This is a genomic window from Mesorhizobium caraganae (genome assembly GCF_016836705.1).
GTDB lineage: Bacteria > Pseudomonadota > Alphaproteobacteria > Rhizobiales > Rhizobiaceae > Mesorhizobium > Mesorhizobium caraganae.
This window is the reverse complement of the sequence record NZ_JAFCGY010000015.1, coordinates 95,294-111,720: the sequence shown is the minus strand read 5'-3', so window position 1 is coordinate 111,720 and position 16,427 is coordinate 95,294. Positions and strand designations below refer to the sequence as shown.

Annotated in this window: 16 protein-coding genes and 1 riboswitch; of the genes, 11 read left to right on the top strand and 5 right to left on the bottom strand. The window is 63.5% G+C overall.

Going from position 1 to position 16,427, the window contains the following annotated elements; all coding sequences use genetic code 11:
* Window positions 1–61: 61 nt before the first annotated feature.
* Window positions 62–301, top strand: coding sequence for a DUF2934 domain-containing protein (locus JQK88_RS22850; protein WP_203279513.1), 240 nt, complete (start codon window positions 62–64; stop codon window positions 299–301).
* Between the two features lie 128 nt (window positions 302–429).
* Here the strand turns inward: JQK88_RS22850 and JQK88_RS22845 are convergent, their stop codons facing one another.
* Window positions 430–795, bottom strand: coding sequence for a hypothetical protein (locus tag JQK88_RS22845; RefSeq protein WP_203279512.1), 366 nt, complete (start codon window positions 793–795; stop codon window positions 430–432).
* A gap of 192 nt (window positions 796–987) precedes the next feature.
* Window positions 988–1,100, top strand: a riboswitch (TPP riboswitch).
* Here JQK88_RS22845 and JQK88_RS22840 point away from each other — a divergent pair.
* From JQK88_RS22840 to JQK88_RS22825, 4 genes are all read left to right on the top strand, one after another.
* On the top strand, window positions 1,091–1,699 hold the full coding sequence (locus JQK88_RS22840; protein WP_203279511.1) for a YkoF family thiamine/hydroxymethylpyrimidine-binding protein: 609 nt from the start codon (window positions 1,091–1,093) through the stop codon (window positions 1,697–1,699). It overlaps the preceding riboswitch by 10 nt.
* Window positions 1,700–1,954: 255 nt before the next feature.
* On the top strand, window positions 1,955–2,791 hold the full coding sequence (locus tag JQK88_RS22835; RefSeq protein ID WP_203279531.1) for an ABC transporter permease: 837 nt from the start codon (window positions 1,955–1,957) through the stop codon (window positions 2,789–2,791).
* Window positions 2,788–3,576, top strand: a complete 789-nt coding sequence (locus JQK88_RS22830; RefSeq protein WP_203279510.1) for an ABC transporter ATP-binding protein — start codon at window positions 2,788–2,790, stop codon at window positions 3,574–3,576. The genes JQK88_RS22835 and JQK88_RS22830 overlap by 4 nt, the downstream gene beginning before the upstream one ends.
* On the top strand, window positions 3,573–4,580 hold the full coding sequence (locus tag JQK88_RS22825; protein ID WP_203279509.1) for an ABC transporter substrate-binding protein: 1,008 nt from the start codon (window positions 3,573–3,575) through the stop codon (window positions 4,578–4,580). Before JQK88_RS22830 ends, JQK88_RS22825 begins: the two co-directional genes overlap by 4 nt.
* A 158-nt stretch (window positions 4,581–4,738) precedes the next feature.
* On the opposite strand, the gene JQK88_RS22820 is transcribed toward JQK88_RS22825, so the two are convergent.
* Complete coding sequence (locus JQK88_RS22820; protein WP_203279508.1) at window positions 4,739–5,401, bottom strand: LexA family transcriptional regulator; 663 nt, start codon at window positions 5,399–5,401, stop codon at window positions 4,739–4,741.
* Between the two features lie 532 nt (window positions 5,402–5,933).
* Between JQK88_RS22820 and JQK88_RS22815 the strand changes: the two genes are divergently transcribed.
* Together JQK88_RS22815 and JQK88_RS22810 are read left to right on the top strand one after the other, a co-directional pair.
* Window positions 5,934–6,644, top strand: a complete 711-nt coding sequence (locus tag JQK88_RS22815) for a GcrA cell cycle regulator (RefSeq protein WP_203279507.1) — start codon at window positions 5,934–5,936, stop codon at window positions 6,642–6,644.
* Window positions 6,645–6,791: 147 nt separating this feature from the next.
* Window positions 6,792–7,391 (top strand): DUF6456 domain-containing protein, encoded by a 600-nt coding sequence (locus JQK88_RS22810; protein ID WP_203279506.1) that lies wholly within the window; start codon window positions 6,792–6,794, stop codon window positions 7,389–7,391.
* Window positions 7,392–7,463: 72 nt separating this feature from the next.
* Here the strand turns inward: JQK88_RS22810 and JQK88_RS22805 are convergent, their stop codons facing one another.
* Both JQK88_RS22805 and JQK88_RS22800 read right to left on the bottom strand, forming a co-directional pair.
* Window positions 7,464–7,784, bottom strand: a complete 321-nt coding sequence (locus JQK88_RS22805) for a hypothetical protein (RefSeq protein WP_203279505.1) — start codon at window positions 7,782–7,784, stop codon at window positions 7,464–7,466.
* A gap of 469 nt (window positions 7,785–8,253) precedes the next feature.
* Window positions 8,254–9,534: a DUF763 domain-containing protein gene (locus JQK88_RS22800; protein ID WP_203279504.1), complete on the bottom strand. Its 1,281-nt coding sequence runs from the start codon at window positions 9,532–9,534 to the stop codon at window positions 8,254–8,256.
* 513 nt (window positions 9,535–10,047) lie between these two features.
* Here JQK88_RS22800 and JQK88_RS22795 point away from each other — a divergent pair.
* From JQK88_RS22795 to JQK88_RS22785, 3 genes are all read left to right on the top strand, one after another.
* Complete coding sequence (locus tag JQK88_RS22795) at window positions 10,048–10,692, top strand: peroxiredoxin-like family protein (protein WP_203279503.1); 645 nt, start codon at window positions 10,048–10,050, stop codon at window positions 10,690–10,692.
* 293 nt (window positions 10,693–10,985) lie between these two features.
* Window positions 10,986–12,350 carry a glycosyl hydrolase gene (locus JQK88_RS22790; protein ID WP_192248803.1) on the top strand — a complete coding sequence of 455 codons (1,365 nt, stop codon included), beginning with the start codon at window positions 10,986–10,988 and terminating at the stop codon, window positions 12,348–12,350.
* A 157-nt stretch (window positions 12,351–12,507) separates the two neighbouring features.
* Window positions 12,508–13,389 (top strand): transglutaminase family protein, encoded by an 882-nt coding sequence (locus JQK88_RS22785; protein ID WP_203279502.1) that lies wholly within the window; start codon window positions 12,508–12,510, stop codon window positions 13,387–13,389.
* Between the two features lie 192 nt (window positions 13,390–13,581).
* Here the strand turns inward: JQK88_RS22785 and JQK88_RS22780 are convergent, their stop codons facing one another.
* Window positions 13,582–15,537, bottom strand: coding sequence for an acyltransferase family protein (locus tag JQK88_RS22780; protein ID WP_203279501.1), 1,956 nt, complete (start codon window positions 15,535–15,537; stop codon window positions 13,582–13,584).
* A gap of 511 nt (window positions 15,538–16,048) precedes the next feature.
* On the opposite strand from JQK88_RS22780, the gene JQK88_RS22775 reads away from it, so the two are divergent.
* On the top strand, window positions 16,049–16,402 hold the full coding sequence (locus JQK88_RS22775) for a cupin domain-containing protein (protein WP_203279500.1): 354 nt from the start codon (window positions 16,049–16,051) through the stop codon (window positions 16,400–16,402).
* Window positions 16,403–16,427 lie beyond the last annotated feature (25 nt).

Below are 16,427 nucleotides of genomic sequence, written 5' to 3'. Positions count from 1 at the left end.
TTTCGGCTAATGTTTTCGTGGAATCTGGACCTAACCATCGGACCCAACCACGGAGGCTTAAGTGACGGACGACAGACAGGACCGCATTCGCCAGCGCGCACATGAGATTTGGGAACAGGCCGGCCGCCCAGAAGGCGCGCATCAGGAGCACTGGGAACAGGCCACGGCCGAAATAGATGGTGCGGCCGCCAAACCGAAGAAGACGGCGAAGAAGGCCGCTGCGAAGCCTGTCACGGCCGCCGCCAAGCCCAAGGCTGCAAAGCCGGCCGCCGCAAAGTACGGCAAGGCCAAGTCGAAATAGGCAAGGGCAGAATTCGCCTGGGCGGCCCCGTTCTGGACGTCGCCGTTCGGCCCGCCAGGGTCTCTTAACCCGACGAATTGCGCCTCCACGGGGAGCGCAATTCATTGTGTATGAAGATCGCGTGATGCCTATGCCTCCCAGGCATAACTCGAGAGGGCAAAGCGGATACCGGCAGCTGTCATGACCAGTTCGCATTCGGTGATCTGGCGCAGGTGGCGCAGATAGCGCGCCACCGTCTGGGGCAGCCAGCCGGCGCAGGCTTCGACATAGGCGCGGCTGTGAACGAGCGTGCCGGTCGACAGCCTCTCGTCCTTCTCGGCAATCACTTTCAAATATTGGCGGATGAAACGAATATCGTCGGCGATGTCCTGGCTGGCCATTCGCCATGCTCCGGCAACGCGTTCGCGCTGGTCGAGCGACAAGGGCGGCAGCAGCGGCAGTGACAACAGCGGGCGGAAGAGGTCGGCGAAGGCGCCATGGTTCGCTGTGCTCACGGAATCCCCCTTGCTCAAAGGAAATATCGTACTTTATGTACGATATTTCGTCAAGGATGACGCGTACAATTTGAACGAACTCAACTTTCAAAATGATGCGGATTTCCTGAAGCCAAGAAACCTGGCCCAACACACTTCGCGATGACAGTCGAAAAATACTCTTCCCCAATGCCTCGAACAGTGCTTTAACCCGCCCATCCACAGGGGTGCTCCGTATGGTCGGGGCTGAGATGAGGGCGGCAAGCCTTCGGACCCTAAAGCTGATCTGGATAATACCAGCGGAGCGAGGCGGGCGATGTTTTCCGGTGCACAGATTTCCCTTTATCCCATGACTGACGATTTCGTCGGCGTCATCCTTGGTGCGCTCGGCGCGCTCGATCCTTGGCGCGACCGGCTGAAGATCGAGACCGACGACATCTCGACGCTTCTGGTCGGGCCGCCCGAGGTGTTGTTTCCAGCCATGCGCGACCTGTTCGTAGCGGCGGCCAAAAGCGGCAAGCACTGCGTGCTTTCGGCTGCGGTTTCGCGCGGTTGCCCGGGTGAGCCCGACGATCCAATCTGCCGCTCCGACGAGACCGGCGGACCCGCCATTGCGCTGAACGAGCGCAAGGTCGCCGCGATCCGCGCCGTCCAGGCCACGCCATCGACCGACCAGCCGGTGGCGGCGCAGTTTTCGCTCTATGTGATGGGTACGGGCGACCATATGGACGAGATCTATGGCTGCATCGATTTCCTGAAGCAGTCCGGCGTCTTTGAACGCTCGAAGAACTTCTGCACCAAATTGCGCGGCGATGCCGGCGCGGTGTTTGCAACGCTCACTGAAGCCTTCTGCCGCTTCGGCCCCGGCGCCGGCCACGTCACCCTCGACATCACGATTTCGGCGAACAGCCCGAGCGCCGTCTGAGCCGCGGCTCAGGCGTCGTTCATCGAGGATATTGCCGTGGCTGTTTCGTTCAACCCATCGCGTGGGGGAGATGCCTCTGACCCCTCAGTACAAAGAGGAGAGGAGCCATTGGCAATTGGCGAAGACCGCGATGCAAGTGAATCTCCCCCCTTGAGGGGGAGATGGCCGGCAGGCCAGAGGGGGTTCCAGCGCGTGGAGCGCCGACGCTCTTTTCGCATCGGCAAGGCGTGGGCGCTCTATGGCCGGCGACCCCCTCTGTCGCCTTCGGCGACATCTCCCCCTCGAGGGGGGAGATCAGCCTCCGCCATCGCCAAGGCCATCCCCGCCGCTATCTCCTTCACCCTGCTCCTCGCGGCCTGGGAGCTCAATGCCCGCTATGGTGGCGCAGCGCCCACCATGCTGCCGGCGCCGTCGCGCGTGTTGCTGCAGGCCTGGGAGAACCGCGCTGCCCTTGCCGACAATACGCTTCCCACCATCCGTGCCACGCTTGCCGGCTTTGCCTGCTCGTTGGTGGCTGCGTTCGTGCTTTCGGCGCTGGTCGATTTTCTGGCTCCGCTGCGCCGCGCGCTCTTCCCGCTGCTGATCGTCAGCCAGACCTTGCCGCTGGTCGCCATCGCGCCGCTCATCGTGCTGTGGTTCGGCTTCGGGCTGATGCCGAAAATCCTGCTCGTCGCACTGGTCACTTTCTTCCCGATGATGGTGGCGCTGGTCGAAGGCTACGCTGCAACCAGCAAGGAGATTGCCCAGATGCTCGCCGCCATGGGAGCAGGGCGCTGGCGCATCTTCTGGCTGGCGCGGTTGCCTTCGGCGCTGCCGTACTTCTTCGCCGGGCTGCGCATCTCCATCACCTACGCCGTGGTCGGCGCGATCTTCGCCGAATATGCGGGGGCGGCGGAGGGATTGGGCATCTACATGCTCAACGCCAAGAACAATTTCCGCCCCGATCTGGTGCTCGCCGCGGTCGCCGTCAGCGCGGCGCTCACGCTTGCTTTGTTCGGCCTTGCGGTGCTCATCCAGCGCCTCGCCATGCCCTGGGAAAATGCGGGGAGCGAGAGCCGCGGCGGCAAGTCTTCGGGAGAGAGCTCCCAATGACACGGCTCGAACTCCGCGATATCAGCAAAAGCTTCGGCGCGCTGGAGGTGCTCGCGGGCATTTCGCTTCATGTCGCGGCCGGCGAGTTCGTGTCCATCCTCGGCCCCTCCGGCGCCGGCAAGTCGACCCTGTTCCAGCTGCTGACCGGTGCGCTGAAAGGCGAGGGCGACATGCGCTTCGACGGTGCGCCACTCGATGACCATGGTCGCCATTTCGCCTTCATGCCGCAGCGCGACGCGCTGATGCCGTGGCGGCGCGTCATCGACAATGTGACGCTGGGGCTCGAAGTGCAGGGCATGCCGCGACGGGCGGCGCAGGAGCAAGTCGCGCCGCTGTTCGCCGAGTTCGGCCTTGCCGGCTTCGAGCGCGCCTGGCCGGCGGAACTCTCCGGCGGCATGCGCCAGCGCGCCGCGCTTTTACGCACTGTGGTGCAGCAACGCGACATGCTGTTGCTCGATGAGCCCTTTGGCGCGCTGGATGCGCTGACACGCGCGGCCATGCAGCGCTGGCTGGAAGGCACGTGGCAGCGTCATCGCTGGACGGCGCTGCTGATCACCCATGACGTGCGTGAAGCGGTGTACCTGTCGGACCGCATTTATCTCCTGTCGGCGCGGCCAGCCCGCATCATCAGCGAGATCGCCGTGCCGCTGCCGCGACCGCGCGCCGCCGGCAGCGATGCCGCGCGCCAGGCCGCCGCGCTCGAAGCCGAAATCCTCGACACGCTGCTCAATCCCGGGACTGACCCAGCCTCGCTCCCCCAGACCGCTCAAAGGAGATCATCATGACCGAATTCACCCGCCGGCAAGCGCTGCTTTTGACGCTGGCTGCCGGACTGCCGCTGGCCTCGCGCGCTCATGCGGCTGCGCAAAAAGTCACCGTCGCGCTCGACTGGACGGTCAACACCAACCATATCGGCCTGTTTGTGGCCCGCGACAAAGGCTTTTACGGCGAGGCCGGGCTCACCGTCGACATCCTGCCTTATGGCGATACCGGCGCCGGCACGCTGGTCGCCAACCGCATCGCCGATTTCGGCATTGCCGGCGTCGGCCTGTTCACCCAGCGCGCCGCCGGCGCCGACCTCAAGGCGGTCTACGCCGTGGTGCAGCAGGAGACCGGCCGGCTGGTCTTCAACGCGGATCGCAGCGAGATCAAGAGCCCGAAGAATCTCGACGGCCTGACCTATGGCGGCTTCGGCAGCGCCTGGGAAAACACGCTGATCTCGACCATCATCCGCCACGATGGCGGCAAGGGCAGTTTCGAGACGGTGACGCTCGGCACCTCGGCCTATGAGGCGCTGGCCAATGGCTCGGTCGATTTCACGCTGGAGGTCTCGACCTGGGAAGGCGTCGATGCCGAGCTGAAAGGCATCAGGCAACGCGGCTTCCGCTACGCCGACTACGGCGTGCCTGACGAGCATACCACCGTCATCGCCTCCAGCGATGCCTATCTCCAGGCAAACCCGAAAACGGCTTCCGCCTTCGTCGAGGCAACGCGGCGCGGCTATCAGTTTGCCGTCGATCATCCGCAAGAAGCCGGCGACCTGCTGATCGCGTCCAACAAGGACGCGCTGACCGACCCGGCGCTGATCCACGCCTCGCTGAAGATGCTGGTCGACGGGCACTTCCTCAGAAGCGAGGCCGGCGTCATCGGCACCATCGACAAGGCCAAGGTCGAGGCGATGGGAACCTACCTCTTCAACGCCGGAATATTGCTCGATGGTGATGGCAAGGTGCTGAAGGAAAGGCCGGATTTTGGAGCTTATTTTACGAACGAGTTTTTGGGGGCGTAATCTCCCCCCTCGAGGGGGAGATGGCCGCGAAGCGGCCAGAGGGGGTCGGTCCGACTGGGCTCGACTTACCCTGCAGATGGAGAGTCGGCGCTTCACGCGCGGCGACCCCCTCTGTCGCCTTCGGCGACATCTCCCCCTCGAGGGGGGAGATTAGCCCCTCACATGTCGATCATCGAGCGCTTCACCCGGCCGATGATGGTGATGGCGCCTTCGAGCGCTGGCGGCGGGATGTCCATGTAGGAGGCCGGCTGGAAGGGCGGGTTCTCGTTGGGACGATAGCGTTTGTAGGTGGCCTGGCCGCTTTCGTCGGAAATGACGTAGCAGCCATTGGTCACCAGCCGCTTGTCGCGCAGGTTGACGAAGATGATCGAATCCGGCGGCGAGATCTTGTTCATCGACGGACCGTCGACGCGCAGCGCAATCCACTGGCCCTGCTCGAGATCGGTGGTGGGGATGGTCGGATAATCGCTGAGATTGACCACCATGTCCTGGCTGCCGAGTTCGCCGGCGCTGATCCACGAGACGATGGGCACGTCGACCGTGGCCAGCGACGGCATCGGGATCTGCCGGCCCGCCTCGTCAAAGCCGAAATGGCCGCCCGCAAGGCTGCCGCTCTCACCGTTGAACAAGAGCCAGCCGGGGTCGACGCCGAACAGGCGGCCGTATTTCTCCGCCGCCTTGCGCGACAGCGGCCGGTTGCCGTTCTCGTGGCTGATCAGCGTGTTCTTGTTGATGTCGCGCAATGCCCGCGCGGCGTCGCTCGGCGAGGCATAACCCGCCTCCGCCCGTGCCTGCTGCAATCTGTGCCTCGGTTCCTGCATCGTACAAATTGCCTGAAATTTATCGTCCAATACGTACGATTTCGCTTGCGTACGTTTCGTACATATCGTACGCTTAGCGCATGATCAAACAAACCGCAAGCGTTTCCGCAGGCATCGTCAGCTTTCTCCCATCGTCCGGGCCGTCCTCCTCCCCGGTCCGGACGCCAACCGGGGCTTTTGCCCCGAATCCGGTCGGCCTCCCCCTGTCGATCGGAACGGCCGGAGCCGCTCCTCTCCCAGCTCCGGCCACCTTTTTGCCCGATGGCGCCGCCGGTGCGCCAAGGGCTGCTTCCGGCGGGCAGGGCATCTCCTGTATCCGCACGGAAGACGGCACTGTCATCCTGTTTGACCGGCTGACGGGGAGGGCGGTTTCCGCCCTCACCAAAGCGGCAGCGGAAGCTGCACTGCGGCATCTCGTAGGCTCCCTGCCGGCCGCCAGCACCGCCTGACAATACCAAACTCGACGTTCTGAACCTTTGCCTTGGCCCTCAGGCCGAGCGCCTGCCTTTGCGCGCAAATCAATGGATCCGACATGACTGCCTATACCGAGACCGAATTGCAGGAGATTGCCGTCTGGCTCAGGGATGGCCTGTCGGCGGCCAGGATCGCCATCCGCTTCACGGCGCTGCGCAGCAGCCCGGTCTCGCGCAACGCCATCATCGGCATCGTCCACCGCAACAGCGCGCTGAAGACCATCGGCTTTGCCAATCCCAAGGGCGGCCGGTCCGGCGGCCGACCCAGGAAGAATGCGGCGGGAAAGAGCACAGCAAGACCACCCGCGGCCAATGAAAATGTAGCCCAGGACACGGCCGCGAGGAACCAGCCGAACGAGCCCGTAAGGCAGCCAGACGTTTCGAAGCAGACAGGACCAACCGCGCCGGTCGCCAAACCGGCCCGTCAGCCACCGGCCAAGCCACTGTCGCCGCCTCGGCCGGCACGCTCGATCCCGGGCGAGGGGCGACTGGTGGTCGACGGCGAAATCTACCGCTTCAAGATGCCGGCGCCGCGCCCCGCCGCCATCGGTCGCCAGCCGCATGTCGCCGCCATGCGCTTCATCGATTGCCTGTTCGACCGCTGCCGCGCGCCGCTCGACCTGGCGCTGGAGGAAGACCCCGAAAATGATGAGCCAGGCAGCCTGCCGGGACCGGACATGCTGTGCTGCGGCCTGCGCACAAGGGCGCTGAAAAGCTACTGCGAATATCATCAGGCGCGCTTCCACCGGCCTGTGGTGGAGGTGGTGTAGGCACCAGTATCGGCGAGGGCTGATCGCCAGGCATCGGCTCCGGTGTGCTGGCGAAGCGACGAGCAGTGACAGGTCGGCGGGACAGAGGGGGGCGCGAAGGAACGCCAATCTTTCCAGCTCAACAATCCACCCCACAAGGATCACCCGATGAGCAAAAAAACCGCGCAGAAAGCAAAGCCGCCGAAACTGCCCAGGGACGAAGCCGAGCAGGTGCGCATTCGCCGCGAGATCGGCCATGATTTCGCGCTGAAGGATGATCGCTTCGGTCGCAAGCGGCTGAGCGCTGGCACCGAAGAGGCGCGTCGCGTCTACGAGGTCTCCAATGGCGGCTACACCGCGACCGGTGGTGTCGTGCGGCTGCGCAATGTCGATCCGCTCGTCGGCATCACCTCGCTGACGCGCCAGCAGCGCGAGGCCGGCCAGCGCTTTCGCGATGATTTCGAGCGCGCCTCACGCGACGGGCTGCGGCCGATGCCTTGGGAAGAACGCGTCGATAGCAGCCGCATCAATGGCGGCATCCCCGACCGCATGCTCAACGCCGGCCGCGCCCATGCTGGCGCCAATGCCGCATTGGCGCATTGGGAACTGGCCGACGCCGTCTGCAACATCTGCCTCGAAGGCCAGTCGGTGAAGGCGCTTGCCGAGCGTACCGGCGAGGGACGCGATGTGGTGGTGAAGCTGCTGAAGGTCGGGCTCGACCTGCTCGCCGTGCATTACGGGATGATGCTGATGCGCAAGCCGCGATAAGGTCGGCGGTCCGCGGAGAGGCAAAAGCGGCCGGCCGACAAATGCCGGCCGGACCGGTTCACGCTATCGGGATCACCGCTCGCAAACGCGGATTTCCTCAACGATCCTGTGATGATGGCGCCAATGCTTGACCAACTCTATGTGGCAGCGGTGATGATGCCTGTGGTACCTGTGGTACCGGTGATACCTGAAGCCGTTATCGTAGGCATCATACTGATAGTAGGGGCGAGGTGCGTAGCGATCACCGTAATAGTCGCGATATCCGTCATTGTAGTAATCGTCATAGTAGCCGTTACCGATGCCGATCACGACGCGCCCGCCGGCATTCGCCGGGGCAATCATCGCTGCCGCTGCGGAGATGGCAATAATCAAAGCAAGCAGGAGCTTTCTCATGGCTGCCTCCTGTTCAAGGTTGATCTAATATAACCCCCGGAGCGCGACCTCGTTCCATAGTTTTTACGAGATGTGACAACCCCTTGCGCGAGCATTGCGGGATGAGGGTAAGCCAGCGTCACCGCCTGTCAGCCATCATCCTCCCTTTTTTGATCCGTTCGCCACGCGCAGCGTGAAGGGTGGAGCAATTCAGTGAATCAAGTCCTGAGCCGGAAGGTGCCTACAGAAGCATTTACACAAGGGTAGCGCCGCCCCTCATCCGCCTGCCGGCACCTTCTCCCCGTATAGTGACGGGGAGAAGGGAACAGCCGCGACCTCGGCGCCCTTTCTGCGACGTTGGCGATTGGCGAAAGCGGCGAGGACAGCATCTTTCTCCCCGTCACTACGGGGAGAAATGTCCGGCAGGACAATGAGGGGCGGCGCTGACAGACGATCCTTATCAATGCGTCAGGCCGATTCATCGTGCGTGTTAGGCACCCTTCTTCAGCGGCTTCCGCACTTCACCATCCTCCGGCGCCTTCTCCCACCCGAACACACTGCGCCCGCCAAGCAGATGCGACTGGTCGAACTCGCCGGCGACGATCTCCTTCAGGCTCGGCCCGGTGACGTAGCGCTCCAGCCGCCGTGCCTCGCCGTCCAGGCGCTTCAGCGCGCCGAGTTCTTCCTCGCGGCCGAGCTTTGCCTTGCCGACGGCCGATTTCAGCACCGCGATCGTCTCGTCATAGACCTTCAGCGGCACCGGGAAGGGGTGCCGGTCCTTGCCACCATGGGCGAGCGAGAAGCGTGCCGGATCGGAGAAGCGGCAGGGCGCGCCATGCACCACCTCCGCCACCATGGCCAGCGCTCGCACGGTGCGCGCACCGACGCCTGGCACCAGCAGCAGTTCGGGAAAATCGGCCGGCCCGCTTTCGATGGCGGCGGAAATGTTGCCGTGCAGCCGGTGCATGACGATGTCGCTCTCGCGCACGTCGTGATGCGCCGGCATCACCAGATTGGGCAACATCGGCTGCGCCGCTGGTTTCGCAGGCAGCGCTTTCGGCGGCGGCTCCAGCACGGCAAGCTCGTCGAGAATCCGCTCCGGGCTCATGGTCCTCAGCAGGTCGAGCTGCCCGGTTCGCGACTGCTCGGCACGATGGTCGGTCAGGTTGACGATCTCGCCTTGCCGCTCGCCCTCGATCGCCGCATGCGGCTGGTCGACGAAGCTGGTCAGCCCTTCCGACAGCCAGTGGTAGCGGCGCGCCTGGCGGCTGTCGCCGTTCATGCCTTGCTGCACCACCACCCAGCGACTGTCGTCGGTGACGATGAAGCCGTGCAGATAGAGGTCGAAGCCGTCCTGCACGGCGGCACTGTCCACCTTGGCGACCAGGCGGCTGGCGGTGGCGAGCGACGCGCCATCGATGCCGACGCGCTCGCCGATCGCGGTCAGTTCCTGCGGCGTCTTGCGCGAATGCGCGCCGCGCCCGCCGCAGACATGGATGCCGAGCTCGCGCGACATCGGGTTCAGCCCCCGCTTCAAAGCGCCGACGACCGAGGTGGTGATGCCCGAGGAGTGCCAGTCCATGCCCATGACGGCGCCGAAGGACTGGAACCAGAATGGATGCGCCAGCCGCCGCAACAGCTCGTCGCGGCCATAGTGATGGATGATCGCCTCGCACAGCACCGCGCCCAGCCGCGTCATGCGATCGCCCAGCCATTTCGGCACCCGCCCGCCATGCAGCGGCAGGTCCGCACTGCCGCTTCGCTGCGTCAAAGTTTTGTTCTCCGTGGCCAGGTGCGCACCGGCTGGGCGCCTGAGATCTAGATGGCATCTGGGTGGAGATTTGCAAGCGCGGTAGGCGCGGCGCCCGTCGCCGCTCGGCTAAGCGCAAGCCTGGGTGAGAACTCGGCTTCGACTACGGCAAATTCGATTTCGTCATCCACCAGGCCAGCCAGTGCTGGTCGACGCCAACCCGACGCCCGGCCGGCCGTGCGCTCGATGCTGGTGGAGGCGGCGGTGAATTTGGCGGATGGGTTTGAGGGGATGATGGGCCGTTGTGTTGTCCCATGGCGCGGATGAGACGACCCGCCGTTTACCGCAGCACTCGAGACGGCTTGCGAAACGGGCGACCCGCAGATGCTTTTTTGTGTTATGATGCGCTTGCAGTGCACGCAATCTCGACCTCGGCAAAATGGCAGAGGTCGAAAGCTATTTTTGTCTTGGCGCCCCGGCACGGGCTCAACTCCGAAACGCTGGGTGTGCTTATCCGGGGCGAGGAGGTTGTCCATGTCCACGAGTAGTGTCGACCGCCCACTGCAGCCGGGCGACCGGGCGCCGAATATTGTGCTCGATGCGATCTCCCGCGAAGGCAAAATCGCGCTGGACGATTTTCGAGGCCGAAGCCCGTTGTTGATCGGTTTGTTTCGAGGCCTGCACTGTGCCTTCTGTCGCCGCAATGTCGCGGCAATGGCGCAACTCAGGCCGGCCCTGGGTGAGAAAGGCGTCGAATGCCTAGCGGTGGTCAATACGCCGGTCGAGAGGGCGCGGCTTTATTTCCGTTACCATCCGACACCCGATCTTCTCGCCGCGTCCGACCCGGAGCGGGCCTCACACCGTGCTTTCGGCTTGCGCGAGGTCGGAATGGACAAGGTCATGGGGCTGCGGATCCATCTCCCAGGCGAGTTGCCCGAGCCTATGGACCCCATGGCAATGGATGAGTTTCTCAACAAGAAGGAGGGGTATGAGATTACGGAAGCCGATCAGCAAATGATGGCTTCCGCAAAGGAGCTGCTTGTCGGTCAGTTCCTAATCGACCGAGGGGGCATTGTACGCTGGAGCTTCACTGAAGGTCTGGAGGATGGCCCCGATATTACGTTCAAGACACCGAACCCCGAGGAACTGATGTCGGCAGCTTCCCAAGTTGCACATTAACAGGCTGTCAGAGGCCGACGTTCGCGCCTTAAGAACGGCGCCTGCGCCATCCGATCGCGCGAGGGTCGCCTGCGCGAAAACACTCCGCGCATGCCCCCAAACATGCCCCATCGGACGCACGCCCAAAACACCGTATGATTGCGCCGCAGGCCAATTTCCCGACGGAACCCGATGCCGATCTTTTCAGTCAAGCACACCACCGTCTATCGCTACAGCCAGAAGGTTAGCTTTCGCGAGCACCGGCTTATGCGCTATGGCGAGATGTGGGTTAGAGAGGCTTGAAGTCCCAGGCGATGATCACCCCTTCCAAAATGCTTCGCTCCCTCGCTTGGTTGGCGCTGGCTGTGGTGCCCATAGCACCTGGCCATTCGCTTGCAGCGCCCCAAACCGCCATTGCGACGAATGACTTTCTCGACAGCATCGGCGTCGTTACCACATTCCCCGATCGAGGCCAGCCGTTGGCCAGGACGATCGAGATGGTCCGCTATTGCGGCTTTCGATGGGTAAGGGCGGGAATAGAAGGCCTGAGCGACAACGGCCCCACAACCATCCAAACCTTTCTCGATCTGCATCGCGAAACCGGCGTGCGCCTGAATTGGGGATTGGTCAGTGGTGGGACTGATGTGAAGAAGCTGGTCGAAACAGGTAAGGTGCTTGCAGAAGCCGGCGCGCTGCTCGCGTTCGAGGGCAACAACGAGCCGAACAACTGGGGTGTCACCTATCAGGGCGAGAAGGGCGGCGGCAGCGAGCGCTCGTGGATGGCCGTCGCCAAGCTTCAGCGCGATCTCTACCAGGCCGTCAAAAGTGATCCGGTGCTTGCTAAGTATCCTGTCTGGTCGATCTCGGAATCCGGCGCGCAGAAAGACAATGTCGGGCTTCAGTTCCTTACAATCCCGCCCGGCGCCGGAACCCGGATGCCAGACGGCACGACGTATGCCGACTACGCCAATGTGCACAACTACATCTATCACTCACATTCGCCGTATCCGGCCGACAACAAGACGTGGCACGCTGCCGATCCAACCGCCGCATCCAGAGTGGACGGGCTATTCGGCAATTTCGGCGTCACATGGGCGAGAGGGTTTCGGGGCTACACCCAGGAGCAACTCGATACGCTGCCGCGTGTCACGACCGAGACCGGGACCACGATCGGAGGTGCGGTCACGGAACAAATGCACGGCCTGAATTTGATGAGCTTGTACCTCGCGCAGTTCAAGCGCGGCTACGCCTATACATCGGTCTATCTGTTGCGGGACCGTACTGACGAAGGCGGCAACCAATCTTTCGGCTTCTACAAGGCGGATTATTCACCCCGCAAGGCGGCCATCTACCTTCACAACCTTACGGCGATTTTGGCGGACAAAGGTATCCTAGCCAAACCCGGCCAGCTCGACTTCACGATCGCAGACCAACCCGAGACCGTTCATGATCTGCTTCTGCAGCACAGCGACGGCACGTTCCAACTGGTCGTGTGGGACGAACGGTTGAGTGGCCAAGACCGCGTGACGGTCCATTTTGGCGACACGCGCGCGTCGGTAAGAACCTACGATCCAACAATTGGCGTTGACCCGGTCCAAACTCTGAGCAACGTGCGTTCGCTCGAAACTACGCTCAGCGACCATCCGATTGTCATCGCGCTTTCACCCAGCATGCAATGATGGAGCCGTCTCTCGGCAAGGCGTCGCTCTTTCGCGACCCGTCGCGGAAGGGGGCGCCCTCAGCGGAATAGGTCGGGTCGGCTCCGACCAGGACCCATCGGAAGTATGAGGAAAACACTATATGATTGCGCCGCAGGCCAATTGCCGACGGACGCCGATGCCGATTTTTTCAGTCAAGCACACGACCGTCTATCGCTATCGCCAGCCTGTGAGCTTTGGCGAGCACCGGCTGATGTTCAGGCCGCGCGACAGTTTCGATCAGCGGCTGCTGGACCATGCTTTGTCCGTGGACCCCGAACCGAAGGCGGTTGGCTGGATCCATGACGTTTTTGGCAATTGCGTTGCGGTGATCGATTTCGAGGGTTCGGCCAAGGAACTCCGTTTCGCCACAGACATCCGGCTCGATCACACGCCGCAGAATGCGCCCGATTTCCGCATCGATGAGACCGCGCTGATTTATCCATTCTCCTACGATCCCGACGAGGCGGCCGACCTCGCTCAGACCATGGAGCGCCATCATCTCGACGATGGCGACGAGGTCGGCAAATGGGCGCGACAGTTCGTCAGTGCCACGGGACACACCGAGACCGGCAAATTGCTGATGACGCTCTGCTACGCCATCCACGAGAGCTTCGTCTATTCCCGGCGGGTCGAAACCGGGACGCAGCCGCCGCTGATGACCTTGCATCTGCGCAAAGGCACATGCCGGGACTTTGCGCTTTTCATGATGGAGGCGGTTCGCTCGCTGGGCTTCGCTGCCCGCTTTGTGACCGGCTACGTCTATGTGCCGAGCCGCGACAGTGCGGATGTGCGCGGCGGAGGGTCGACGCATGCCTGGTGCCAAGTCTACCTGCCTGGCGCCGGCTGGGTCGAGTTCGATCCCACCAATGGCATTGTCGGCAACCGGGATTTGATCAGGGTGGCCGTGGCCAGGCATCCTCAACAAGCCATACCGCTTTCTGGAAGCTACTCCGGCAGCGCCTCGAGTTTTCTGGGGATGACCGTCGAGGTGAAGGTGACGAAGGAAACCGGCGCATAGGCTCCCTCGGCGTGGCCGGCCTGGCGTTCGGCCGCCGGCAACGCTGGAGCCGGGTGAGAGGTGTTCCAGCCTGGAGAGCACCTCCCACCCGCATTTGCCCGATCCGGGAGGGGACGGATCGGAGCAATGTGACCTCTCCCTCGAGCAGAAAGGTCAGGCCGCCAGCGCCCCCGCTGTTCTCATCTAACCCCCCTAAAACAGCGCCTTCTCCACCACCGGCTCCAGCGATTCCGCAAACGGCGTCGCCAGATGGTGGCGGTCGCGGTAGGCGAGTTTGCCGTTGATGAAGGCGTGGCAGGTGTTCTGGTCGCAGAACTGGTTGGTCAGGTCGACGTAGCTGGCGCCGGGAATGGCGCGCACGATGTCGCGCTCCATCGCCGCGCCGGCGTCGTTGGCGGCGTCGGCCCGCTTCTGGTCGCACATGGACGGCGTCTGCCCGCGCCACAGCGCGCGCGCCACGCAGGTGTCGACATGGTCGTCGTTGAACGGCACGTCGCGGATGAAGGCGACCTTCAGCCCGGCCTGGCTGAACGCTTCCAGCGTCGCGCGCAGGCCGGCCCGCGCGTCGGCATCCCGGCTTTCGGGCATCTGCATGCCGACCGACATCTTGCGCAAACTCGTCTGCGCGATTTCCGAAATCACCACCAGGCTCGGCCGTGCGGCGATGATCTGCCTGATCGATCGCTCGCGCCACTGATCGCATTCGGTGTAGTCGCGTTTCAGCTTGCTCACCCAGACCGTCATCCGCGAGGCCCGGCAGGAGGATTTGAGCCAGGTGACGACCTTGGTGTTGTTCTTCTCAGCCGCCTCGATCAGCGGCGTCGACCAGTGGTCGGCATGCGAGTCGCCAAACAGTGCAATCGTGCGCCCGGCGGTTCTGGTTCCGAACACGCAGGCTTTTGGCGTCACCGTCTCATAGCTGAGAACGCAGCCGGCCTCGCGGGCAGTGGAGGGGCGCGCCGCGCTGGCGGCGATGCTGCGCTGCTGCGGATCGAGATCGTGGACGACCAGCCTGGCATTGGCGTAGGCGGCTGCGACGCCGGTGCCGGTGAGGAGGACAGCCGGCACCAGCGCCCGCGCCGCATTGGCCATCAGCCAGCCGTTGCGGCGGATCGGGTTCTCGATGACATGGTAGGTAAACAGCGACAGCGCCAGCGTCAGCGCCATGCAGCCGAGCCGCTGCAGCGGCGAAAGCTCGGGCACCAGCGTCGCGGCAAAGACGATCACCGGCCAGTGCCAAAGATAGAGCGAGTAGGAGAGCTTGCCGACCCACTGCAGGGGCGGCAGCGCCAGGACGGCACTGGGGCCATTCCTGACCTCGTTGTTCACGCCCTTGCCCGCTCCCGCCAGCAGCAACAGCACGGTTCCGGCTACCGGCATCAGCGCCATGAAGCCGGGGAAGGGGGCGTCCTCGGTAAAGGAGAGATAGGCGCCGGCGATGAGCGCCAGGCCGAGCCATGCCAGCGGCGCGGCGAGAACCGGGCGGTCCTGCCAGAATTTTTGCGGCAGCATGGTCGCCAGCCCGCCGGCGGCGAATTCCCAGGCGCGCAGTGGTGAGAAATAGAAGGCCCAGGGCTGCGCCATGGTGGTGAGCCAGGCACAGACGGCGAACGAGATGAGGCCGGCAATGCCGATCACCAGGATCGCGCCGCGCTTGCCGGGGCGCAGCCATGCCGCCAGCACAAGCAGCGCCGGCCAGGCGAGATAGAACTGTTCCTCCACCGACAGCGACCAGAAATGGATGAACGGGTTGCTGGTCGCATCCGCCGCGAAATAGTCGAACGACCAGCGGATCAGCCACAGATTGATCATGTAGGCGGAGGCGTACATGGCGCCCTTGGAATAGAGCGACTGTTCCTCCGGCGCCAGAATGAAGGCGCCGGCCACCAGCGTGGCAAGGATGACGAACAGCGACGCCGGCAAAAGCCGCCGGGCGCGTCTGGCGTAGAAGCGCCACAGGTTCAGCCGCCCGGTCTCGGTGATTTCTGCGAGCAGATGTTTTGTGATCAGATAACCCGAGATGACGAAGAAGATGTCGACGCCGACAAAGCCGCCGGGCAGGCCGGTGAGGCCGAAATGGAAGGCGATGACACCGGCAACCGCCAGTGCGCGCAATCCTTCGATATCGGGCCGGAACGATGCTGGCACAGTGAAACCTCGTCCTGTCGCATGATCCCGGAGCAAAGTCCGCCTGGCCGAGATGCCGCACCATCTCGCCGAGGATCACACGTGCTCCAGCGTCCCTGCGCGCCGGGATGGACGCGTGGGGCCGTAGCCGTTGACAGCCCGCCCGATGCAAAGACTCGACCCTGCAGGCCGATATCGCAATGCAACAAATCTATCGCGGTGCAACATAAGTCGAGATTCTTCCTTCTCCCCGTTCACGGGGAGAAGGTGCCGGCAGGCGGATGAGGGGCCGCGCCGCTGCTGTTCCAGTATGGCCTGCGCCCTATTTATCTGTTGCGGAATTGGCAGAATGACGAGCGTTCGCGCCGCCCCTCATCTGGCTGCCGCCATCTTCTCCCCGTGAACGGGGAGAAGGACGCTGTCATCGCCACCTTCGCTGATCTCCGACATCGTGGGTCGGCCCTTGCGTTGCCCCTGTCATGCGCATCGGCTATCCAACCGGCAGCCAATGCCGGCGGAACGGAGCCCTCCCATGACCAACACCACCATCCTCAAATTCGGCGCCGTCGAGCACGCCGATGGCGAAGACCTGCCGGGCTGGATCGCGGTCGAGGGCAGGCCGACCATGCAGACCGCCGTGCAGCACACCACCGCCGACGGCAAGGTGATGTCGGGCACCTGGCGGGCCTCGCCCGGCACTTACCACGCCACCTATACCGACTATGAGTTTGTGCACATGATCGCCGGCCGCATCATCATCACGCCGGATGGCGGCGCGCCGGTCGAGGTTGGCCCCGGCGATGCGTTCGTGGTCGAAGCCGATTTCAAGGGAACCTGGAAGATCCTCGAGCCGGTGACCAAGCACTTCGTCGTCAAGCTTGCTTGATCGACGTCGTCAAGCTTGCTTGATC

Coding starts and splice junctions, on each gene's coding strand:
- JQK88_RS22840 (WP_203279511.1), top strand. CDS start 1,091: ATGTTTTCCGGTGCACAGATTTCCCTTTATCCCATGACTGACGATTTC.
- JQK88_RS22830 (WP_203279510.1), top strand. CDS start 2,788: ATGACACGGCTCGAACTCCGCGATATCAGCAAAAGCTTCGGCGCGCTG.
- JQK88_RS22825 (WP_203279509.1), top strand. CDS start 3,573: ATGACCGAATTCACCCGCCGGCAAGCGCTGCTTTTGACGCTGGCTGCC.
- JQK88_RS22820 (WP_203279508.1), bottom strand. CDS start 5,401: ATGCAGGAACCGAGGCACAGATTGCAGCAGGCACGGGCGGAGGCGGGT.
- JQK88_RS22815 (WP_203279507.1), top strand. CDS start 5,934: ATGACTGCCTATACCGAGACCGAATTGCAGGAGATTGCCGTCTGGCTC.
- JQK88_RS22810 (WP_203279506.1), top strand. CDS start 6,792: ATGAGCAAAAAAACCGCGCAGAAAGCAAAGCCGCCGAAACTGCCCAGG.
- JQK88_RS22805 (WP_203279505.1), bottom strand. CDS start 7,784: ATGAGAAAGCTCCTGCTTGCTTTGATTATTGCCATCTCCGCAGCGGCA.
- JQK88_RS22795 (WP_203279503.1), top strand. CDS start 10,048: ATGTCCACGAGTAGTGTCGACCGCCCACTGCAGCCGGGCGACCGGGCG.
- JQK88_RS22790 (WP_192248803.1), top strand. CDS start 10,986: ATGATCACCCCTTCCAAAATGCTTCGCTCCCTCGCTTGGTTGGCGCTG.
- JQK88_RS22785 (WP_203279502.1), top strand. CDS start 12,508: ATGCCGATTTTTTCAGTCAAGCACACGACCGTCTATCGCTATCGCCAG.
- JQK88_RS22775 (WP_203279500.1), top strand. CDS start 16,049: ATGACCAACACCACCATCCTCAAATTCGGCGCCGTCGAGCACGCCGAT.